Raw genomic sequence first — 22353 nt, forward strand, 5'->3', positions numbered from 1 at the left:
AATGTGTAGAATGGTCCGATTTGAGTGAATTTCGGCGGCCAAATCTAAAAAACAGCTTCATCATCGCTTCACATTTAGCTAGCAATATAAATAAAATGAGAAAAATGTGGTCTAAATTATCAATTGGAAAAAAGCTCTTCATTGCTATGATGATGACGGTTATCACCGTTGTGATTTTCATTGCAGTGTTGATCACGCTTTCTATGCGCGCTGGTTTTATCAGTTATATCTTAGAGGCAGAGCTTGATCGATTTGATCCTCTGATTGCCGCGTTGGTTGAACGCCACGATGCATCAAATCCAGGTTGGCCAGAGCTCAGAGCTAATAGGCGTAAATTCAGTGAGATAATCCGACAAACCATCCCACCAGCAGGTCGCCAAACCAGACCAACTCGACCCGTTGAGCAAAAGCAACCGCCGCGTCGAAATGGAGACCAAATCAAACCACCCCGTCGGCCGGGACCTGTAGATCCAATGGCATTGGGCAGACGCATGGCTGTTCTTGATGCGAACAAACAATTGGTGGCAGGTGCTAGATTTGATTATTCCACCAGCGGGCTTCGCATCATAAACGATGCCAATGGCAGTATAATCGGTTATATATCGATCATCCGGCCAGGGTTAAACGACAGCGCGCCCAACGCAGTTTTTCTAAAAGATCAATTACGAGCTTTGTTGCTGACTTTTATCATGGCGCTCATTATTTCCGCCATTGCCGCGTATCTTTTAGCGCGTCAGTTTACCAAACCTGTCAATCACTTAGTTTCAGGGACTGGTGCATTGGCGAACGGTGAATATGATTTGCGATTAGAGAAAACAAGTGAAGATGAATTTGGCAATCTCGTTGATCAGTTCAATTTACTGGCAGCACAATTAAGTGCGCAGGAGAAGGCTGAAAGACAATGGATGTCCGATACTAGCCACGAATTACAAACCCCCATTGCCGTATTGCGAGCTGAAATAGAAGCGATGCAAGACGGGGTGCGAAATCCGGACGAAAAAACACTCAGCACATTGCACCAGTCCATCACAAGGCTTTCCGCATTGGTAAAGGATATCAGCCAATTATCGAATGCGCGGGAAGGGCGACTTGTAGTGAATTGGACGCGTGAGGATATTTCCGTCATGGCAGCGCAGGCGGCTCAAAAAGCGCATGGTTTGATCGAAGACGCAGGGCTTACCCTTGAAACCAATTTGCAGGAAGGTTTAATGGCAGAGTGTGATGCCATGCGCATTGGGCAATTAATGGATAATATTCTGACAAATGCGCGTCGTTACACCAATGCACCGGGTACAATAAAACTGAGTGTGACGGACGATGGTCAGTACGCGATTATTCGTGTGGACGATAGCAATAATTGCCCACCCGCAACCGCGCGCGAAAAACTCTTTGACCGGTTTTACCGCGAAGACCCGTCGCGTGCGAGAGCCAGAGGTGGCTCCGGGCTTGGACTATCTATTTGCAAACTCATTGTGAAGGCGCATGATGGCCAGATCGTGGCAGAACCTTCGCCATTAGGGGGGCTTGCCATGATTATCAAAATACCACTGGAACGAACAAAATAAGATGGCTCAAGATCACATTATTATCGTTGAAGACGAAGAAGCGCTGGCCGAGGTTTTAAAAGATTATCTTTCTCAGCTCGATATGCGGGTTACTGTTTTAACTGAAGGACATAAAGCTGTTGAGGCGATCCTGTCGGAAGAACCTAATCTGGTGATTTTGGATGTCATGTTGCCGGGTAAAGACGGTTTATCGATTTGCCGCGAAGTGCGCGCAAAGAGCGATGTGCCAATTATATTAGAAACTGCAAGAGTTGAAGAGATTGACCGCTTGTTAGGGCTCGAATTGGGCGCAGATGACTATATCTGTAAGCCATGGTCTCCGCGCGAGGTTGTTGCGCGGGTAAAGGCTATTTTGCGACGTACAAAAAGAGACGTGATCACATATGAGCAAGGTTCCGATAGCGATCCTGTAGGATTGCAGATGAATGAGGACAATTGGACCGTATTCTATGGGGCTGACCAGCTTGATTTTACCCGCCGCGAATTTCGATTGTTATACATTTTGTTTAATCGCCCAGGACGCGTTTTCTCACGCGCGCAATTGCTTGAACTTGCTTTTCCTGATGATGCAATGGTGTTCGATCGCACTGTTGATAGTCATATTAAAAACATTCGTCAGAAGCTTAAACCCTATGCAACCGAGGGCGAATTGATCAGATCGGTTTACGGTGTTGGTTATGCTTTTGATGGTTAGTTAAACACCCAAATCAACCTTTAGCTAACAATGCGCGATGTCGTGTTTTAAAGCGTTCAAATTCAGAGTTTAAAGGCGTTTTACCAGTAAATACAGCGATATAATAGGGCATCCGAGAGACCCGTTCTTCAAGATTTTCGCGCACGTCCATCGAAATATATCCGATCTGGGTATAAATCACGGTCATGCTTCGCGCCTTTGCTTCTGCGTCCTCATAACCAAACCTCTTGAACATCTCAAAAAGGGCCTGTCCACGTTTCGCATCCGCCAAATCTAATCTTTTTTGAAGCGCCTTGTTGTTGCGCGCCCAATTGCGGATACCCAAATCTAACCGTGCATCGAAAAGGTTCTCATCAATCCAGCAATCGAAAACGTTAAACATTGCCTCAGTGATGGTTTCAGCAAAGCCTGAAGTTTGCTTAATCAAATTGCCGGTATTCTTGCGTTCCCAACCTCTGATCATTGTCTCTAATAGTGCGTCACGATCGGTGAAATGCCAGTAAAAACTTGTGCGCGTCAGCCCGAGTTTTTTTGCCAAAGGCATGACTTTAACGGCTTCAACGCCACTTTCACGAAGCATCTGAAAAGCAGCGTTGAGCCAGATATCTTCTGACCCTTTTTGACGCGATATATTCTCAATATTCATGGCCTGACTTAATATGACTTGACACTTATGTCAATATTTATGACACTTATGTCAAGAATGCCCATGATGGGCCTTTAATCTGGTTAGCTGGGAGACTAACATGGATGATTTAACGCAAACAAAAAGGCGTGCCCGCAAGCGAGGCGGGCGTGAAAAACGGTCGTCAGAAGCGGGGCAAAACCCGCATCTTGAGGTGCCTTATATCATTCGAAATATCCCCACTTATGATCTTGTAGGGGAGGAGAGCCTCGTCAAAATTGAGGCGACGACTGATCGCATACTTTCTGAAATTGGCATTGAGTTTTGGGAGGATTTTGAAGCGGTTCAATTGTTCCGCAAAGCCGGCGGTAATGTTACGCGACTTACTGACAAAAGCTGGAACATCAAATTCGAACCGGGAATGATCCGCGAGATCTTAAAAACCGCACCGGCGCAGTTTACTCAGCATGCTCGTAACCCAGTAAAATCAGTTGAGATTGGCGGCGATGCTGTGGTGCTCGCCCCCGCTTATGGTTCACCTTTTGTAATGGATCTAGACCAGGGGCGGCGGTATGGCACGATTGATGATTTTCAAAACTTCATCAAGCTAGCACAGTCTTCTCCATGGCTGCATCATTCAGGTGGAACCATTTGCGAACCCACAGATATTGCCGTGAATAAGCGTCATTTGGACATGGTTTATAGCCACATCAAATATTCCGATAGAGCATTTTTAGGCTCGATTACCGCAGCCGAACGCGCTGAAGATTCCATCGCATTGGCGCGCATTGTGTTTGGTGAAGAATTTACCGATAAAAACTGCGTCATTATGGGCAATTTCAATACAACGTCTCCACTTGTGATGGATGGTGTGACTTGTGCTGGCATTCGCGCTTATGCGGCAGCTAATCAAGGGTCAATCCATTTACCATTTTTGTTAGGTGGCGCTGTTTCACCACTCACAATGGCGGGATCAGTTGCTCATGCCTTGGCAGAAAGCATGGTGTCTTGTGCGCTCACACAACTCGTTCGGCCCGGAGCACCGACAGTTTTAGCGGCATTTTTAAGCACCATGGCTTTACGCTCCGGCTCGCCAACATTTGGCACGGCAGAACCGGCGTTAGGATCCTTGGTAATGGGGCAATTGGCGCGACGGTTAAATCTGCCTTTACGCTGCGCGGGGAATTTCTCTACGTCCAAATTACCCGATGGACAGGCCATGCAACAAGCTATGATGTCGATGATGTCGGCCGTGCAGGGCGGCGCCAATTACATTTTACATTCAGCCGGGTTTTTAGATGGGTTACTCTCAATGTCCTATGAGAAATTCGTCATGGATACAGATGTTTGCGGTGCGCTTCATGCCTATCTCAACGGTTTGAAAATCGATGAAGATACGCTCGCTTTTGACGCGTTAGCTGAGCAGGGACCGGGTGAGCATTTGTTCTCCACTGCGCACACAATGCGTCATTATAAAACCGCCTATTATGATAGCGCTCTTGATGACAATCAGCCTTGGGAAACTTGGGATGAGCAGGGCGAGATTGATATAGCAACGCGCGCCAATGCACGTTGGAAACAAGTGCTCAAAGATTATCAAAAACCATATCTCGATGTCGCAATTGATGAAGAACTCAAGGACTTCATCGCACGCAAAAAAGCCTCTATGGAAGATGCCTGGTATTAAGGAAAACCATGTCTAAAGATCCACTCCTACAGCCATTTCAGCTTAAACATCTCACCTTGAGAAATCGTATTATGACGACCAGTCATGAACCCGCTTATGCTGAAGATGGCATGCCGAAAGAACGCTATGCTGCTTACCATGCAGAACGCGCGAAAGCGGGTGTGGCGCTCACCATGACCGCAGGTTCTGCCGCCGTGAGCAAAGATAGTCCGCCTGCATTTAATAACATTTTGGCCTATCGTGATGAGGTGGTGCCGTGGATCAACCAGCTCACGGATGCTTGCCATGAACATGAATGCGCCGTGATGATACAGCTCACGCATTTGGGGCGCCGGACCAATTGGAATAAAGGCAATTGGCTGCCATCTGTTTCATCGTCCAAACATCGTGAACCAGCCCATCGCGCATTTCCCAAGCTAATTGAAGATTGGGATATTGAGCGGATAATCAACGACTTTGCAGATGCTGCTGAACGCATGCAAGCAGGTGGTATGGATGGCATTGAATTGCAAGTCTATGGTCATTTATTAGACCAATTCTGGTCGCCATTGTCCAATGATCTAAGCGGACCCTACGGCGCAGACACGTTAGAAAACCGATTGCGCTTTCCCCTTGATGTGCTCAATGCCATTCGTAAGCGTGTTGGCGATGAATTTATTGTAGGTATGCGTTATACGGCAGATGAAGCGCAAAAGGGTGGCATAACGGCACAAGAGGGACTTGAGATCTCCAAGAAACTTGCTGCAACAGGTAAAGTTGATTTCCTCAATGTGATCAGAGGCCGCATTCATACAGATCCTGCAATGACCGATGTCATTCCTGTGCAAGGGATGGCCAATGCACCGCATTTAGATTTTGCCGGCGAAGTGCGAAGAGCAACGGGCATGCCTACATTTCATGCGGCAAAAATTCCAGATGTTGCCACAGCGCGCCATGCAGTTGCAGCTGGTTTGCTGGATATGGTGGGCATGACGCGCGCGCATATGGCTGATCCTCACATCGTTCGCAAAATTATTGAAGGCCGCGAAGATGATATTCGTCCATGTGTTGGCGCAACCTACTGTCTGGATCGGATCTATCAGGGGGAAGCTTTGTGCACGCATAATGCGGCAACGGGGCGCGAGCTCACCATTCCGCACGATATACCCAAAGCTGAGGTGATAAAAACCATGGTTGTGGTTGGGGCGGGGCCCGCAGGGTTAGAGGCCGCACGTGTTGGCGCAGAACGCGGACATAAGGTGATTGTGTTTGAAGCACAAGCGGATGCTGGCGGGCAAATTCGTTTAACAGCGCTCAACCCGCGTCGACGTGAAATGATTTCCATTATTGAGTGGCGTCTTGCACAATGCGAAAAACATGGCGTTGAATTTCATTTTAACACTTGGGCAGACGTTGAAAATATCCAAGCAATGGATCCTGATATTGTGATCATTGCAACGGGTGGATTACCCAACACAGAACTGTTTGAAAGCAAAAAAGACGCTCAAAATATCGTCACGTCTTGGGATATAATTTCGGGCGATATCAAACCGTCGGACAATGTGTTGATCTATGATGAATCGGGTGATCACCCAGGATTACAAGCAGCAGAAGTTGTGGCTTTGGCCGGATCAAAAGTTGAAATCATGACACCCGATCGCACCTTTGCACCTGAAATTATGGCGATGAATTTGGTGCCCTATATGCGTGTTCTACAGGATAAAGATGTAACTTTCACCGTTACAAGACGATTATTGGGAGTGGAAAAAGCCGGCAATAAACTTAGCGCGATCATCGGTACAGATTATAGTGATCTGACACAGACCCAAGAATATGATCAGATCGTCGTCAATTACGGAACTTTACCTTTCGATGATTTGTATTTTGAACTCAAACCCTTGTCGACAAATCTTGGTGCTGTCGATCATGATGCGTTAATTGCCGGAAACCCGCAGATTGTGAACCGCAATGAACAAGGCTCTTTCCAGCTGTTTCGAATTGGAGATGCTGTAAGTGCACGCAACACGCATGCAGCAATTTATGACGCAATAAGGCTGGTCAAAGATCTATAACCGGGCTCCAAATCTCATGAAATAAAATATTAAAAAGTCTCATTTTCCACATTTCCTCCATAATTGCTTCATTGTGAACTCTATTTCACTTGTCATATTGCATCACAACGAAATCAAGTTATGGGCGAACACGATGGGTTACACAGACAAAACCAGGCAACATCTTGCCGCATGGATTGTCGTTGCAAATTTAATTGCAATTACCGCTGTCATGATTTCGCTTTCCACCCATTTTGCATCAGCTCATGAAGATGATGTTCAACAGCATTTGGTCGCAACGACGTCGACAACATTGGTTGATGATCGCTTAATACTCGATCTTAACCTCGCCAATTTTTCTGGCAAAACAATCGATGTTCAAACCCTTAGTATAAATGGCGTAGCGTTGCGCTCGATCGATCAATCCCTAGCCGATCAAGCAAGTTTAGAAGTAAGTGGTACACGGGCAATCCAACTACCACTGGAGTACAACGGTTCTATGTTCCTCGCATTAGAGCTTGATCTGGGGCGAGATGGATCAATGACTATCCCCGTAGTTGTATCTAACTAGCTTGAACCCAGATCTGAAATTGTTGCTCAGTTAACGCCCCCAACGTGAGTGACAATGGATGATGGCGACCAACACTTCATTGTGTTGGTCGCTATTAATCCGATCACGATGACTTAAAGTGGCGGGCCAGCGCCATGCTCGCTTCGATGAATGCGAGAGCGGCTACTAAAATCAACAATGCTGGGATTGAATAATCCACGATCATAATACCTGCGATGAGCGGGAATCCAAATATTCCAATGAAATAGGACAATGAAAACAGCTGCATGGTTTGAGGCATCAAATCGCCAGGTGCATCATTGGCTGCCATGGCCGCAAGGATTGGATAGGATACCCCATAGCCAATGCCAAAAAGTATCGCGCTTGCGATGTATAAACTTTGATGTCCGTTGACAAACATAAACAAAACAACACTTCCGCACATGATATATTGTAAAAGCGCGATCGTGTTGTATGGCGATTTGCCTCCCGAAAATCTTGCTAAAAAAATGCGGCCGATGACAACAGTAAGCGTGTAGTAGAAGAAGAAATCTGCGTAGTTGAGACCTTCTTTATCCGCAAAGACAGTTTGAAAATTATTCATGCCAGCAAATACGGAAGCGCCCAACATTCCCATGCTAACAGGCAACCAGGCCCTTGAGGTCAAGATGGAAACAACAGATGGAATTGAGAGTTTTGAACGATTATCTGGAGCGTTTGTCGTTGCAATATCATTAATGGGACGACGCAATGCAATGAAAGCTATCCCGCTGATAATACAAAGGATTGCGACGATCCAAAATGAATCTCGCACGCCATATCCAAGCGTTTCAATATATGCAGCAAACACCGGCGACAGACCAAAACCACCCATGAGAAAGACAGAATATGCAGAGAATAATTGCACGCGAGATTGTGGTGTTGAAAGCCGCGTGAGAACCACAGGCCCAAGCGTATACATCAGACCCCAGCCAAACCCGATTAAAATGCTGGCGAGCGTTAGAACAATGCCAACAGAATTTGCAATGGAATAAAGATAAAGCGAAATGGTCAGTGAAAAGCTCGATACGCCAAGTGTCATCATCCGACCTAATAAATCGGATAGGTGTCCTGAATAATAGACCGAAATCAGCGTTGAGATAGCTGTGAGAGCCAGCATAAAGCCAACATTCTTTTCATTTGCGCCAAATTCAGCAAAAAGTTTTGGAAGCAAAAACGTCAGGCCATAAGTGCCTGATTGCAAGAAGATCGCGAAAAAATATATGGCTAAAATTACTCGTCGCATCGTTACAATCCTCGTTTTCGAATCTCATTATAGTGCCAAACTTATGACGCGATAGTGCCAGATGGTATTTGATATGGGTGCACATAATTAAATTGCGGCAATTCGACATCTGGGGCAGGGCGAGGTTGATTGTTACATATAATGGATCACGGGCTGCGGAGATAATGATGAGCATACAAATGGGTGCAATTCCACAAGGTGGACTTTTAGCGCGCTATGATCTGGTGGAGCACGCATACACAGATTGTTTTAAAACCGAGATTGATAGAAAGGTTGCGTTTGAGGACTATGCGCGGGCATTTCTTTCATCACCAATATTTAAACTGGAACGTATCATTATCGCGCTGACCACTGGCAAAAAGACAACTGAACGTCATGTTGAAGAATTGATTTCAGGTAAATCGGACGATTTTGCCGTTTGGCAGGTAGAAGACCGAGCCGACAATCAAATTCTTATGAAGGTCGGTGATGGTCAAATTAGAACTTGGTTGATGTCGGAGCAAAATGGCGACAGCACGATGTTATATTTCGGTTCTGCAATTTTACCACTGAACGAAAACGGTGATAAGGGCTTTTTGTTTCACGCACTTTTCGGATTTCATAAGCTTTATGCGCGCATTTTGCTTTGGATGGCAAAGAAGGGTGTTTGACCGTTCTTTTTATATTTTCAAATCGCTGCATAGCACTTAGGTTTTTGGCTTAAAGTCAAAAAGAGCAATAAACAGATGTTTAAAGGCAGCAATATATTGCTCACGTTGATCAGGCGATTTTGCCGAGGCCAGGGCTGCACGATCAAAAGCTGCTGATAAGATATCTGCCATCTGTTGTGTTGGCATCGATGCAAGGTCACCTTGTTCTACCGCCGTATCAAGTCCAATTTTCAACTCATTACCACCATGTTTTTGGTCAATCTCAGCCATGGCCTCAAATCCCAAAACGGCTGGACCTTCAATGAGAAGTAATTCTGCGCGCCCATCCGTTGCCATTGCATCAAAATAGGCAAGGGACCCATCCAGCAATGCATCGCGTGCTGTTTTGCTCGCGACAGAGTTTGCATTTATTTCTTCTGCCACCAATGCAGCTTCATGATCTATCACTGCGCGAAAGAGGCCCTTTTTGTCACCAAAGTGATGATAAAGCGCGCCACGCGTCACACCAGCAGCTTTTACAATTTCTGGCGTTGATGTGTTTGCATAGCCTTTTTCAGCAAATAACGCGCGGGCAATCGCAACAAATTTCTCAGTCGTTTCAGCAGTTCGCGCAGCATTGCTGCGTCGTTCTATGGTTTTCTCTTGCATACATACAGCCTGTATGTTAATTGTTTCACTTACATACACTATGCATGTAAATTAAAAAGGAGCAAGCCATGAAATTAACGCAGTATTATCCGGTCGTTCAAACAAATGATGTTGAGGGGACAGCAGAGTTCTACAAAACTCATTTTGGTTTCGTATCTCGATTTGACAGTGATTGGTACATTCACCTGCAATCAGAAACTGATGAACATGTGAACCTAGCTGTGTTGCAACATGATCATGAAACCATTCCCGAAGTCGGCAGAGGTATATCATCGGGTGTCATACTCAACTTTGAAGTAGACGATGTTGATAAGGAATATGAGAAGATGAACTCAGCTGGCGTAAAAATCGCAAAACCGTTGCAGGATGAAGTGTTTGGTCAGCGTCATTTCATTGCTTTAGACCCAAATGGTGTCCTTTTAGATGTTATCAAACCCATCCCGCCGAGTGAAGAATTTATCGCCAATTACGATGCATCAGCCTTACCAGCATAATTTTATTAAGAGCTCAGTTTTGATCAAAAGGTCAAAGCTGAGCACAATAATGCTATAAAATAGTCGAATAGTATCAACTTAAATTGGAATCTAATTATTAAATAATGAGACTAATTTCGCCAGAGATAATATTAAACCAATATTTTAATGATACTTTTTTTAGTTATAATATTTTTAGTTGTATTTTTTACCCTATTAAACCTGTCATTTGTAATACCCTAAAAATAACTACAAATTAAATCATTTGCATTGATTTCATAAGGTTTTTTTAACCAATAAGCTCATAATGTTCTCAATATATATTGTGCCCGCATGATGCGAGTATTTGCAAAGCCATGATGGCGTATCAACTTTCGGGGACCATCATGCTCAATAATCTAACAATAACAAAACGCGTTGCGATAGGCATACTCATACCTATGATTGGCTTGGTCATTTTAGGCGCAATCGCGACCTGGGAAGCCTATCGAAATTATAAGTCGATGGTTTTCTTGGGCTATGTATCAGAAACAATCAATGAACTCGCAGCGCTGACTGAGACACTTCAAGTAGAACGTGGACAGACAGCTATTTTCATTGGTTCTGGTGCCACCGTGCCACAACAAGCATTGCTCGATGCGCGTAAAGCAGCAAACGCTGAAAAAGCCCGCCTGCATGAAGTTTTAGAGCATGTGAAAAAGGTTGATGCCGCTCAAATGGTAGATGAGCTTGCTGAACTAGAAGCTGAAATTGATGAATTTGAAAGTTATCGCAACAGAATTGATGCGGGCGAAGTGTCACTAGGCGCTGCAATGAAGCAATATTCAAAAACCATCGCTCATATCATTGAGATTGGTTTTCATGCTTCTAAAATGGCAAATAATGCTGAATTAGCGCTTGAAACCGTTGCGATGCTCGATCTTGCTGAAGCGAAAGAGTTTGCTGGCCAAGAACGAGGTTTGGTTGCAGGTTTGATCGCAGCAGGTTCAGTTTCAACTGAAGCACTGGTAAAGCTTGAAAAATCAATTGGTAAGCAAGAGACCTTGGTCGAAAACTTTATTCACAATCAGCCGCTTAGATACCAAGATAAATTTAAGAAGATGTTGGCTGCAATTGATAACACCCAAGTTGATGCATACCGCAATGCTCTTTTACAAGAGTCTCAAGGCGAAGCGCATATCGAATTAGATGCGAAAACCTGGTTTGATGTTGCGACTGCTCGTATTGCAAAATTCCGCGAAATGGAGATCGAGACTGGTAAGCTAATCGCAGCTGGGTCGGATAAAGTATCAAGCGGTTTCCTTCGCGAAATGATCATCGTTGCGAGCATCTCTTCAATTGTTCTCCTTCTTGCGGTGACAGCTGGTATCTTCATTGCACGTTCAATTTCAGCTGCAATGCGCCTTACAACCGAAGAAATGGTGACGCTTGCAAATGGTGATACCAATATTGAAAATACTCAATTAGGAAAGCCGACAGAGCTTGGCAAAATGGCCGAAGCATTGCAGACATTTAAAGACAATGCATTGCGCAAGATTGAGATGGAAAAAGAAGCAGAAGAAGAGCGCGAGCGTGCAAAAGAATCTCGTATTGCCAGTGAAGCTGCGAAAGAGAAGCATAATCGTGAAGTTGAAACAGTTGTGCAATCACTGGGTAATGCGCTACAGCGCCTTGCAGATGGTGATTTATCTCGTTCAATTTCAACAGAATATGCAGATGAGTTCCAGCAGTTGAAAAACGACTTCGGTCATTCTATCTCCAAACTATCCAGTGCATTGAACGATATCAATGAATCAACGACTGAAATTGGTAATAACTCAACCGAACTTCGTCGTGCTGCAGATGATTTGGCAATGCGTACAGAGCAACAAGCTGCTGCACTTGAAGAAACATCCGCTGCGCTTGAAGAGATCACAGCAACAGTAAAAGAATCTGCTGATCGTGCAAGCGAAGCGCGCACAAAAGCAACTCAGGCAAAAGAGAGCACCAATAAATCTGGAGATGTCGTTAAAGACGCAGTTGAAGCAATGGGCCGCATTGAATCAGCTTCTGAAGAGATCTCACAAATTATTGGCGTGATTGATGATATCGCTTTCCAAACAAACTTGCTCGCACTTAACGCCGGGGTAGAGGCTGCGCGTGCTGGTGAAGCAGGTAAGGGCTTTGCGGTTGTTGCACAGGAAGTTCGTGAACTTGCGCAACGCTCGGCAAATGCTGCGAAGGAAATTAAAGATCTGATCACCAATTCAGGTGTTGAGGTTGCAAATGGTGTGTCACTTGTTCAGGCAACTGGTGAAGCATTGCGTAATATTTCCGTGGAAGTGAATGAGATTGAAGAGCATGTTCAATCCATCGCACGCGCTTCAGCTGAGCAATCTGCAGGTCTGACAGATATCAACAGAGCTGTGAGCGAGATGGATCAGGTCACACAAAGCAATGCTGCAATGGTTGAGGAAACCAACGCTGTAACGCATCGCTTGTCGGCTGAAACTGAAACGCTTGCACAACTTGTGTCGCAGTTCCGCACAGTTGGTACCGCACAACAGGAAGAGCGTTTGTCAGCTTAATCCTGAATTTCAGATACAAATCAAGAAGGCCGCGTTTATTTCGCGGCCTTTTTCATGTCTGCAATAAAATCATCTACGTCAGCGCTCGAACGCAATATGTGTTTTTCTTTTTCCTCCGGTGCGTTTTTTAGGGTGTTGATGATGTTTTTACGTGCTGACTTGCGTGTGTTCCAAATCCAGAGAGTAAACTCCCAATTAAATCGCTCAGGGCAGCCATCGGGTAGGTCAGCTCTGGTTTTGCCATAATGCTTTATCGTGCGCCAAAACACCCGCCATGCTCTGATATGAAAGGGAATATCCAGCGCAATAATCATCTCAGCGCGGGCAATGCGTGATGGCCAAGTTATCGAATGACCACCTTCAAATATCCATTTATCTCGCGCATGCACGTCTTCACAAAGGCGCGTTCTTTCATCTTTTGAGCGCTCCACCCAGCCTGTTTGCCAGTGAATTGTATCGATGTGCACAACGGGCAGACCGGTAAGCTTGCCAAGCATTTTAGCAAGCGTTGATTTGCCGGAGCCGGGCTGGCCAATAATCATGATCCGCTTAAACTGGTTTTTCATGATTTTCGGGCTCATTTGCTCTGGGTTTTTTGTCAATTAACAACAATAAGCTTGCAGCGCTAAAGCCCAATGCTGCACCAATAAAGGCAACACCCTGATAATTGGTAATTGCAGAACCGGCAGCAAACACGCCAGATGCGATAATCATACCCATGACCTGAGCAATTGAGATAAGTGATGACCCTGCGCCCGGGCGATCAGCTTTAAGATCTTGAATATAGGCAAGTGGTATCGACAATATAATCCCAGCGCCAAGTCCTGCAGGAATAATCAATAACCAGGCAATATTGATATTCGTAATCGTGCCAAGACCAATGAGGAAACTGCTATAGATAATCATCCCGATAAACATCAGTTGTGTCCGTGTGAAATGCCGCAAAAACACAGCGCCCATCAGCATAATTGGCACTTCCATCAGCGCAACGCCGCCTGCAAACCAACCCACATCAGACTCAGACCCATTCATCGTATTGATGATCAAAAGCCCCAGGATAATATTATAGAGCATGTTTGCGCCAATCATCGCGGCAACGAGTGTAAGCCTGATAAATATCGTTAAATTGGCGAGTTCTCTGACAGAAGCTAAAAAGCTTATGCCCGACTTTTCGCTGTCCTGTGAGGGGTGCTTCTTTGGCCAAGAAGTGAGAACCAGCACTAGTATAATTAATTGAATAATGGCGACATATCCATAAACCGATAAAAGCTCAAAGCCATTGGCGATCAAAATCGCCCACATGGGCGGGGTAAGCGCAAATGATCCAGCAAATCCTGCACGCACAATCGACATCGACATATCGCGGTCCAATGCTTTGTTGCGTCTTGCAGCAAGGCTAGCCATAGCAAAAGCTTGCGTGAATATCGTGCTGCCAAGCGGGAATAGCAACACATGCACGATAATGAAAATAAACTGCGATGGGATCAGCCACATCAAAGCACCCGCCAAAATGCCTGTAACAGTTGATAACAACAAAACCTCGCGATAACGCCCGGTTTGATCGCAATAAATTCCAACGCTTACGGATATCACCACCGAAAACACTGACCCAGCCATCACAATGAACGCATAGAAGGTATTGGAAAAACCAAGCTGTTCAATGCCAATGACAGACTGAAACGGTATTGTGGATGCAACCGCGGTACCCATGAAAAGGATCGCCAAAAACGCGATGCGCAATAGGCGGTCATTCCACGAAAGGGAAATGGTTTGAAGAACGCTGGACAGCATTAGGACCTCTGAAAGCAGAAGATAAAAACAAAGATGGCGTTAGATTTGAAAGAAGCTGTAATCGATTTCATAAATCAGGTGTGAGGAAAAATCAAATCACCACTTTGAATAGATAAATGAATAAGATTTATGGATTGTCAGCGTTTCAGCTCGGGTTGGGTTTGTAAAACAACCTCAAACACCTCCAACATTGACATTGAAAATATCGTTCCCATTTAAAGCGGAGTAAAACACTCAAGAAAGGTAGATGCCATGTCAAAGGTGGATGGAATAAAGGGTGCGCATGTTGGGCATGGGCATTTAAAAGTTGCAGATATTGATCGCGCGATCGCGTTCTATCAAGATGTGATCGGCATGCGCCTCATGCAGCGATACGGCTCGCAAGCCGCTTTCATGTCCTTTGATGATTATCACCATCATTTGGGCCTCAACACTTGGGAAAGTAAAAATGGAACTCCACCGCCCAAAGGACATACGGGGCTTTATCACATCGCCTTTGTGTTCCCAGATCGCGCCGCTTTAGGCCAGGTTATCGACCGGGTTCAAAACGCGGGCTATGAGTTAGAAGGTGCAGCTGACCACGGTGTGAGCGAAGCGGTTTATTTAAGCGATCCCGATGGCAATGGCTTAGAACTCTACCGCGACCGTCCGCAAGCTGAGTGGAAAATGTTGCCTGATGGTACGCCCGAACTCGTTAATCGACCACTTGATGTTAAAGCTCTGGTGGAAGAGGGACGTGCGCTGGTGTGAGCCTTCCACATAATCACCCAAATTATGCCCAATTTTGATCTCAGTCATGACATGAAGTTTGCATAGCATAGCTTTCATATAACAAATGAGGGCTATTATGCGCAAAGCACTAAACGGTATTGGGTTAACTGGGTTAACTGGGTTAGCATTAATTTCGGCGATCTTTCTATATGGCGGTAAAGGTTGGTATGATGCAGTTCAAATGTCTGATGAATTCGTCACAAGAGCTGAACAATTAACCAGCAGTGGGAAAGGCGTGGAAAGCCTGACAAGCCAACAATTAGAGACCCTAATTAAGGTGCAAGATCCCGGGTTTTATGACCATGACGGCATTGATTTCAGCTCAAAAGGCGCGGGGATTACAACGCTTACGCAGTCTCTCGCCAAGCGGCTCGGATTTGAAAAATACACCCCCGGAATTGGCAAAATTCGCCAATCCGGTTTTGCTTTGGGGCTAGATAGTGTCCTCAGCAAACATCAACAAGTGGCTTTGTTTTTAGATACCGCTGAAATGGGTAAAGGGCCCAATGGCTGGATTACAGGGTTTCATAAAGCTGCAGAAGTCATCTACCAAAAGCGTGTCTCTACGCTCGATGAAAGCGAATTTATCGCGTTAGTGGCTGTGCTGATTGCACCCGGCCAACTCAAACTTTCAGCGCCTGATGCCGCCCTTGAAGAACGTGTGGCCCGCATCACTAAGCTTGCCAACGAAAAGTGCGAGCCAAGCAACTTTAATGATGTTTGGCTCGAGGGTTGTGCATAAAGCTATAGCTGTTTGACAAAGGTGATTTTGTCTTCACCATCCATCCAGAAATCTGGGATTGTGGCAACATGCTGATATTCCAGATTTTTATAAAATCTTTGCGTTGTTATAAACTGTGCATCGCTCGATGTATCAATCATGATCATGCGCTGATTTAAATCACGCAAAGCCATTTCCAAATGCCCAATGAGCTTGCGCCCGATGCCCTGATTTTGCGCGGTTTGATCGACCGCTATGATCAACATATTCCAGACTTTATCAGCCATTTCCTCTTGTCGGGCATAATAAAACCCAACAATGTCCGTACCAAGTTCAGCAATCATACAAAATTCATTGTCGGCATTATTGTCAAAGAATGGCGCCATGCTCTGCGCAAGCATGTCACCGGGCATAAGCTCTACTTTTTCCACCAGACATGAAAGTGTGTCTAAGTCTTCGCCTGTTGCTGGGCGGATGTTTATATTGTTAGCCATTATCTGTTGTCCATTTGTGAGAGTACCGCGCTAATACCCAGCTTTGTGGCTTGGTATGGTGCGCCATTTTTTGATTTAATAAAGCGGCGTTTTTTAAGCCGCGTGAAAACCTCAAGCGTACAATCTGAGAGCACATAACCCTCGCGCGTGTAGCAAGTGACTTTGTTAATTTTACGGTTTTCCCCGCGGGTATAATGGATGGATCCACCTTGCGCGAGCACGTGCAAAACACGCTGTTCTAATTTTGAAATATTCAATGGTTCGTCTTAAGAATTGGGGAAGGGCGCCTTGCGCGTTCCCATTTGAACATACCAAAACCGTCGCCAATTGCATGAAGATGCAAGAGCCGGTTTTGAATTCAAACTGTCTCAGCGTTAGGGCTAAGACTTAGTGGCGAACCACATTCTCTGACATAAAAACTCCGTATCGAGACCAATTCTCGAAGATAGATCAAGCTAACCTTGTTGCTTTCATTGCTCAAGCATAACCAAAGGTGGATTGAGAAAGTTCAGCTGGTATGTTGCTCAATCACCACAGCAAACCATCTCTGCTTGCCAATAAGAATTGTGCATTTGGCGAAGCGTGAATGGATCAAACCGACCTTTGACGAAAGGAAATGTCGATCAACGCAAATCAGCTTTGACCAAAATGTTTTGTGTGTTCGTTGTCACAAACAACAAAAATGCGGAGCGTTAACACATGGAAAATCAAACAGTTGAATTTATTGCAGGTTGGGCAAAGGGATTGATGTTAGGTCCACCTATATGGGTTTGGTTCTTGCTCGCATACCTCGTTTTCATTGGTGTGAAATCTTTTAAAACACGCAAAGTGCCGATCTTTGTATTTTATCTTACACCTTTTTTGGGACTGTTATCTGTGCGCACAATCAGTCAGCTTGAGCATAGTCTAATTGCCTGGTTGGTGTTTATAATCAGCTATAGCGCAAGTGTTGCAATCTCGTTTTACTGGCAAAAGCGTAACTTAATTGAACGAGAAAAAGGCTATGTTTTGCTCAAGGGTGAATGGGTGTCCTTAATCAGTTTCATGATAATTTTTTGGGCCAATTTTGTTCAGGGAGTTCTGACAGCTGTTAGCCCACAAACTTATCAATCACTAGGATTTGTAATTGTGTTTTCAGCATTATTGGGTTGTGTGAGTGGCAGTTTTCTTGGCCGTCCATTATGCAACATTTTTTCAAAACCGCTCAAAAGTGATTAAGCAAAATCGCAATGGCGCAACGATTTAGTAAATATCAAACATTGCCAGAAATGCTTCAGCGATCGGACGTCTTTTAGCAGCATCCTTGCGTGATGCCATGTCAATATTAAGAGCAAAGGAGAAGAGCTTTCCCTTGTGTTCCACCCATCCCACAAACCAGCCGATATCTGGATTGGGGGTGGTCGTCCATCCGGTTTTGCCATGAAGCTTACGGCCATTTTTGCTGCTAAGGAGACTGATATCCGCAACAATATTTTGCGCCCGTTTGGAAATGGGCAATTGTCGTTGAGCCAGTTTTGCTAAAAATTTGGTTTGCTCAATCGCGCTTATTTGCAAAGGTCCCCGCAACCAAAATGTTTCAACATCCTGACCTGATTGAGCATTGCCATAACCAAGCTTGTTGAGCCAAAACGCGTATCGATCCAAACCAATACGGCGTGCGAGTTCTTGATAGACGGGCACATTGGATATTGAAAATGCGCGGCGCAGAGGCATATCTTCAGCCCATGCCTTGATAAAGGTGCGCCCGCCGCCATAGGGAATGATTTCATTCTCATCTGCAACGACACCTGTCTCTAGTGCAATCAAACTATTCGCGATTTTAAATGTGGAGGCAGGAATAAAAGCTTGCTCAGCACGGTCAGCATTTACCAGATGAAGCGTGTCTTGCGTCACATCATAAAGCACAAAAGTACCGCGCGTATTATGGGCGCTAAAAACTTGTGCTTTGTCATCATGGATCATTATCGTTTGCGCGGAGGCGAAACTGACCAAAGATAAAACAATTGTTGTGAACAAGAATATCAAACGAAGGCAAATAAAATTTTTAAACATATCAAATTGTTTACGCAAAAAGATCGACTGACACCAGCCACTTCCTCATCGTTTGAAAACGATGCACTGCGGGGGGTATGCAGTTGGAAGAGAGCTAGTGTAGTTCCGCCGACGGAATTGAACTTTATCGCCAATAATTATTAGCAGCAGCAACCGTTTGAAAATTCGTCGCGATCACATGGGAAACGTTGGTCAGACTATCCGCATCATTTTCGTAGATAGGGCGCAATTTTGCGCGAACTTCATCATTCGGTTGGGTCTTTTTAACGCCCATACGTGACAGTTTTATGGCAAGTTCAAAACCTTCTTCAGCATTCGCAGTTATCAGCGTTGGCAACCAGGACATGATATTCTCCTCTATCAATTTATATCGTGCACGATATAAATTGATAGAGGATTGCTTGTCAATTGCATCGTGCGCGATATATATATAGATGAAAATTGTATTCCTCAGCATTAATTTTGCTGAAATCGTATTGGTCTCGTTAAAATGTCACAGGAAAATCCTGAAAAGGTGGAAGATCTTATTTGTTTTGCGCTGTATTCAACCACAAGCGCAATTAACAAAGCTTATGCACCGCATTTGGCTCGACTTGGATTAACCTATCCGCAATACATAACTCTGTCAGCCTTGTGGCAAAACCAGTATGGCCAGAAAACATCGTCAAATGATGCGGAATTAAAGGGTGTGACAGTTGGTTGGTTATGTGAAAAACTTATGACAGATACCAACACGATGACACCAATTTTAAAGCGATTGGAGGCCTCTGGGCATATCATTCGTCAAAAGGGAACTTCCGATAAGCGGCAAGTTTTTATTCTGTTGACTGACAAAGGTCAAAAGCTGGAAACAGAGCAGGCTGGGATTACTAAATGCGTCGTTGCAGAAACCGGATTACCTGAAAAAGAGCTGTCAGCTCTGGTGCGTTCAATCAATAAGATGCGTGATAATCTGTCAGAGAATAAAATGTGAAAACAAACGTATGTAGTAAGTTAAGACACACAATTTGATATTGAAAGAGTAGGTTAGCTACTCAATATAGTTGTATTCATCTATTGAATATGCAGGATATCCTGACCAAAATGCAACGTGTATGGCTTGGTAAGAGGGGTCTCATGTCAAACAAAGTTTTGCATATAAGTTACATATTTTTCACCGGGTTTCTGATCGCCATCATCATGTCCACCGGAATGTTGTTGCCAATCAATGGTTGGCAGATCGACACAATTTGGGGCGAGTGGCTTACATCTATCTATGGCAAAGCTCTGTTGGGACTTGTTGCAGTACTAGCGATATTTGCAGGCTTCCTCACGCGTCGGTTCATTGTGGTCATCATCACAATTCCTGCGGTTTTAATGATATTACTATCGCCAAAAAACTTCTCATTGAGTTCTGGAATTTATGAAAGTTTTCTAGAGTTCGATCTCGTTATTGCCGAATTAACAGCGAGTGCTTCTAATGATGAAGTTACAAGTTTTACCGAGCAAAAAGAACAAAGCATTGCCCGAATTGATGCGAGTGTTCAAGAGACAGAAAACCTATTGGCGGGCAGTTTATTCGCTCCGAACAATTATGCGCTCAGAACTCAATTGGCAACGTGGATTGAGATCGAAGCTCAGTCTGCCAAAAATGCGCTTGATCAAAAAAGTTTTGATCGTCGAAATATCGAAAAATTAGAAGACTCGCTTGATGAACTAGATAGAAGATACAAGGCTGCTATCAAAAATTGTGACCGAATTTTGAGTAAGCCGCGAGGCATCGGACAGCTTTTTACCCTCAGGAAAGTAGCTTATCGCCATTGCATTAAAAGTACAGGTTTATTGAAACGTCAACGAGATGTTTTTAAAAAACGCTATCAAAAAGCAATTGCGATTGAGCAAGCAAACAACGAAAATCAGGTTAGTAGTGCAAAAGCTGCCTTGATTTCCATAAAGCAACAGGAGCAATTGTTGGATGTAGCTTATGATCGTCTTGAAAATTGGCGTTCAAGTGTGATTATCGCAGGGGTAACATTAGTCGTTGTATTCTTGATTGCTCTTCTTGCTCCGCAAGCTATTTCGATTGTGTCCTATTTAGCATTGGGTTCAGTGGGAATAGGGCTGTTTTGGTATTTGTTTCCGCAAATTTTTGCCGGAAAAGCTATCTTAATCCCGTTTGTAATTATTCACCTTGCAATGACACTCATTGTGTTTTTAAGCGGTTATGCGTTGCGACTACTTTATCTTCACAATGTCGATTTATGGCACCAATTTAAGCTACGAGAACGAATTCACATATTGCTAGGAACGGCACTCTGGTGGATACCGCTTGGCTTGTTTGTCGCCATTGGTGTGTGGCTCAGCATGTTGTTCAATGGTCTTACTAATCAAATCGCGTATAATATTCCGCTAAACGATGAAGCAGTGGTTTATAACAATCCACTTTGTCAGAATTCTGGACATTTGATATATCCTGTCGCCAACGATGGGTTCTTACTCGAGGCTGATATCGACAATGTTGTGCGATGTGTTTTCGAGCAAACCAGCGCCGATGCGGCAGACGCTGAGGTTAAAATCAACGCAGATATGGCAGCAGATGCAGCTATTGATGCTGCGACAAAGTTCTTCGATAGCGTGATACCCAAAAGTTTACCCGCTGACGTTAATGGACCGCGTGAGTTTGCCATCTCAGCTGCTTTTAACTATCAGTCCTGCGGCTTTTTCAACATAATCTGTGGGATAAAAAACATTCCCTATCGTGCTGCAGATGAAGCCTATTCAAGTACACGTTCACTTTATCGCCAGCAATTTATCAACAATGTTCGTAAACAGGCAGAAGAAGCTACAGATCTAATTGATAGTGGTCAGACATTCGTAAATGGGCAAACACAAACCGCAAGTGCCATTATTGATCAAATGGTTTTTGATGTCCGTAATCAAATTTGGGCAAGTTTTCGCGTTTGGGATTTCATCAACATGATCGGCCTTATGATTTTTGCAATGGCCCTTTTGAAAAGTATCGGTTTTGTTTTAGCGCGTGTGACATACAACATGCGGCGCGGCTTGGGATTTACGACTGATGGCGGCCGAGAAGCAATGGCCAAGATGGATTATCAGATAAGCCAAGGCAGCAAATTGACCCTCAAGCAAAATGGCAGATACTTCATCATCATGGGGCAAAGTCCCAATAATGTTATCGTCACGGGCCCCACTTTGCGCAAACCTTGGCAGGTATTCTTCTGGCGAATTCCGTCTCTATTTTTATTTGATAAATTCGATATTGATAAAGACGGATGCGCGGAACTTGTGTGTGTGGAACCGCAAAAGTTGGTTGCCATCGAACTTCAAGAGGGTCAGCGTTTAGCATTTAAATTCCCTCAGCTTTATGCATTTTCGCAAGGTATATCATTCAAGCGGTTCTGGGATTTTCGGCTGTCAAATTTAATGCGCGGCAAAGCATCTTATGTGCAGGCAAGTGGTGTTGGCACACTTGTGTTGCGAACAAACGGAGCGCTAGATGAGCTCCCAAGCCTAAATAATGCCAAAGAAAGTAATGCAATTGCTCGCAAATCACATGAGCGCTTGCTGGCTTGGTCACCTCATGCTGATTTCGATATTGAAAGCAATGTCTCGCTGGCGGGCATGTATATGGGTAATTACACTGTTGGCCGTTTAAACGAGGACACAATATTATTTGATAATGGGATGCGCACAGGCAAGTTTTCAGGTGCCTTACGTTTTATTCCAATGTTGCTTTTGCCATTTTAGTCA

22 protein-coding genes are annotated in these 22353 nt (G+C 44.6%); 13 read left to right on the top strand and 9 right to left on the bottom strand.

Annotation, left to right across the window (positions count from 1 at the left end; translation table 11 throughout):
- Positions 1-104: 104 nt before the first annotated feature.
- Both ACZ1GZ_RS09870 and ACZ1GZ_RS09875 read left to right on the top strand, forming a co-directional pair.
- Positions 105-1565, top strand: coding sequence for an ATP-binding protein (locus tag ACZ1GZ_RS09870; RefSeq protein ID WP_472664680.1), 1461 nt, complete (start codon positions 105-107; stop codon positions 1563-1565).
- Between the two features lies 1 nt (position 1566).
- Positions 1567-2259: a response regulator gene (locus ACZ1GZ_RS09875; RefSeq protein ID WP_472664681.1), complete on the top strand. Its 693-nt coding sequence runs from the start codon at positions 1567-1569 to the stop codon at positions 2257-2259.
- A gap of 13 nt (positions 2260-2272) precedes the next feature.
- Here ACZ1GZ_RS09875 and ACZ1GZ_RS09880 read toward each other — a convergent pair whose 3' ends face one another.
- Positions 2273-2905 (bottom strand): TetR/AcrR family transcriptional regulator, encoded by a 633-nt coding sequence (locus ACZ1GZ_RS09880; RefSeq protein WP_472664682.1) that lies wholly within the window; start codon positions 2903-2905, stop codon positions 2273-2275.
- A gap of 100 nt (positions 2906-3005) precedes the next feature.
- Here ACZ1GZ_RS09880 and ACZ1GZ_RS09885 point away from each other — a divergent pair, with 100 nt between their 5' ends.
- From ACZ1GZ_RS09885 to ACZ1GZ_RS09895, 3 genes are all read left to right on the top strand, one after another.
- A complete protein-coding gene (locus tag ACZ1GZ_RS09885; RefSeq protein WP_472664683.1) occupies positions 3006-4571 on the top strand; it encodes a trimethylamine methyltransferase family protein in 1566 nt (521 codons plus the stop codon).
- An 8-nt stretch (positions 4572-4579) separates the two neighbouring features.
- A complete protein-coding gene (locus tag ACZ1GZ_RS09890; RefSeq protein WP_472664684.1) occupies positions 4580-6622 on the top strand; it encodes an oxidoreductase in 2043 nt (680 codons plus the stop codon).
- Between the two features lie 133 nt (positions 6623-6755).
- Positions 6756-7172: a hypothetical protein gene (locus ACZ1GZ_RS09895; protein ID WP_472664685.1), complete on the top strand. Its 417-nt coding sequence runs from the start codon at positions 6756-6758 to the stop codon at positions 7170-7172.
- A gap of 103 nt (positions 7173-7275) precedes the next feature.
- On the opposite strand, the gene ACZ1GZ_RS09900 is transcribed toward ACZ1GZ_RS09895, so the two are convergent.
- A complete protein-coding gene (locus tag ACZ1GZ_RS09900; RefSeq protein WP_472664686.1) occupies positions 7276-8436 on the bottom strand; it encodes an MFS transporter in 1161 nt (386 codons plus the stop codon).
- Between the two features lie 167 nt (positions 8437-8603).
- Here ACZ1GZ_RS09900 and ACZ1GZ_RS09905 point away from each other — a divergent pair, with 167 nt between their 5' ends.
- Positions 8604-9086 carry a hypothetical protein gene (locus ACZ1GZ_RS09905; protein WP_472664687.1) on the top strand — a complete coding sequence of 161 codons (483 nt, stop codon included), beginning with the start codon at positions 8604-8606 and terminating at the stop codon, positions 9084-9086.
- A gap of 36 nt (positions 9087-9122) precedes the next feature.
- On the opposite strand, the gene ACZ1GZ_RS09910 is transcribed toward ACZ1GZ_RS09905, so the two are convergent.
- The gene (locus tag ACZ1GZ_RS09910) at positions 9123-9734 is read right to left on the bottom strand and encodes a TetR/AcrR family transcriptional regulator (protein ID WP_472664688.1); all 612 of its coding nucleotides are present in this window, start codon (positions 9732-9734) and stop codon (positions 9123-9125) included.
- Between the two features lie 68 nt (positions 9735-9802).
- Between ACZ1GZ_RS09910 and ACZ1GZ_RS09915 the strand changes: the two genes are divergently transcribed.
- Both ACZ1GZ_RS09915 and ACZ1GZ_RS09920 read left to right on the top strand, forming a co-directional pair.
- On the top strand, positions 9803-10228 hold the full coding sequence (locus ACZ1GZ_RS09915) for a VOC family protein (protein WP_472664689.1): 426 nt from the start codon (positions 9803-9805) through the stop codon (positions 10226-10228).
- A 365-nt stretch (positions 10229-10593) separates the two neighbouring features.
- Complete coding sequence (locus ACZ1GZ_RS09920; RefSeq protein WP_472664690.1) at positions 10594-12774, top strand: methyl-accepting chemotaxis protein; 2181 nt, start codon at positions 10594-10596, stop codon at positions 12772-12774.
- Between the two features lie 35 nt (positions 12775-12809).
- Here ACZ1GZ_RS09920 and ACZ1GZ_RS09925 read toward each other — a convergent pair whose 3' ends face one another.
- A complete protein-coding gene (locus ACZ1GZ_RS09925) occupies positions 12810-13340 on the bottom strand; it encodes a P-loop NTPase family protein (protein ID WP_472664692.1) in 531 nt (176 codons plus the stop codon).
- Positions 13324-14565 (bottom strand): MFS transporter, encoded by a 1242-nt coding sequence (locus ACZ1GZ_RS09930; RefSeq protein ID WP_472664694.1) that lies wholly within the window; start codon positions 14563-14565, stop codon positions 13324-13326. Before ACZ1GZ_RS09930 ends, ACZ1GZ_RS09925 begins: the two co-directional genes overlap by 17 nt.
- A gap of 252 nt (positions 14566-14817) precedes the next feature.
- Between ACZ1GZ_RS09930 and ACZ1GZ_RS09935 the strand changes: the two genes are divergently transcribed.
- Together ACZ1GZ_RS09935 and ACZ1GZ_RS09940 are read left to right on the top strand one after the other, a co-directional pair.
- Complete coding sequence (locus ACZ1GZ_RS09935) at positions 14818-15315, top strand: VOC family protein (protein WP_472664695.1); 498 nt, start codon at positions 14818-14820, stop codon at positions 15313-15315.
- A gap of 97 nt (positions 15316-15412) precedes the next feature.
- The gene (locus ACZ1GZ_RS09940; RefSeq protein ID WP_472664697.1) at positions 15413-16078 is read left to right on the top strand and encodes a transglycosylase domain-containing protein; all 666 of its coding nucleotides are present in this window, start codon (positions 15413-15415) and stop codon (positions 16076-16078) included.
- A gap of 2 nt (positions 16079-16080) precedes the next feature.
- Here ACZ1GZ_RS09940 and ACZ1GZ_RS09945 read toward each other — a convergent pair whose 3' ends face one another.
- Both ACZ1GZ_RS09945 and ACZ1GZ_RS09950 read right to left on the bottom strand, forming a co-directional pair.
- On the bottom strand, positions 16081-16551 hold the full coding sequence (locus ACZ1GZ_RS09945; RefSeq protein WP_472664698.1) for a GNAT family N-acetyltransferase: 471 nt from the start codon (positions 16549-16551) through the stop codon (positions 16081-16083).
- Entirely contained in the window at positions 16551-16808 is a 258-nt protein-coding gene (locus ACZ1GZ_RS09950) for a YjhX family toxin (RefSeq protein ID WP_472664700.1), read from the bottom strand. The genes ACZ1GZ_RS09945 and ACZ1GZ_RS09950 overlap by 1 nt, the downstream gene beginning before the upstream one ends.
- A gap of 442 nt (positions 16809-17250) precedes the next feature.
- Here ACZ1GZ_RS09950 and ACZ1GZ_RS09955 point away from each other — a divergent pair, with 442 nt between their 5' ends.
- Positions 17251-17769 carry a hypothetical protein gene (locus tag ACZ1GZ_RS09955; RefSeq protein ID WP_472664701.1) on the top strand — a complete coding sequence of 173 codons (519 nt, stop codon included), beginning with the start codon at positions 17251-17253 and terminating at the stop codon, positions 17767-17769.
- A 24-nt stretch (positions 17770-17793) separates the two neighbouring features.
- On the opposite strand, the gene blaOXA is transcribed toward ACZ1GZ_RS09955, so the two are convergent.
- Both blaOXA and ACZ1GZ_RS09965 read right to left on the bottom strand, forming a co-directional pair.
- Positions 17794-18513 carry a class D beta-lactamase gene (gene blaOXA, locus ACZ1GZ_RS09960; RefSeq protein WP_472664702.1) on the bottom strand — a complete coding sequence of 240 codons (720 nt, stop codon included), beginning with the start codon at positions 18511-18513 and terminating at the stop codon, positions 17794-17796.
- A gap of 214 nt (positions 18514-18727) precedes the next feature.
- Positions 18728-18949, bottom strand: a complete 222-nt coding sequence (locus ACZ1GZ_RS09965) for a hexameric tyrosine-coordinated heme protein (RefSeq protein WP_472664703.1) — start codon at positions 18947-18949, stop codon at positions 18728-18730.
- A gap of 144 nt (positions 18950-19093) precedes the next feature.
- Here ACZ1GZ_RS09965 and ACZ1GZ_RS09970 point away from each other — a divergent pair, with 144 nt between their 5' ends.
- Positions 19094-19576 (top strand): MarR family winged helix-turn-helix transcriptional regulator, encoded by a 483-nt coding sequence (locus ACZ1GZ_RS09970; protein WP_472664705.1) that lies wholly within the window; start codon positions 19094-19096, stop codon positions 19574-19576.
- 143 nt (positions 19577-19719) lie between these two features.
- Positions 19720-22350 carry a hypothetical protein gene (locus tag ACZ1GZ_RS09975; protein WP_472664707.1) on the top strand — a complete coding sequence of 877 codons (2631 nt, stop codon included), beginning with the start codon at positions 19720-19722 and terminating at the stop codon, positions 22348-22350.
- Positions 22351-22353: the final 3 nt, after the last annotated feature.

The sequence above is a fragment of the Lentilitoribacter sp. JB5-8 genome (assembly GCF_055693385.1).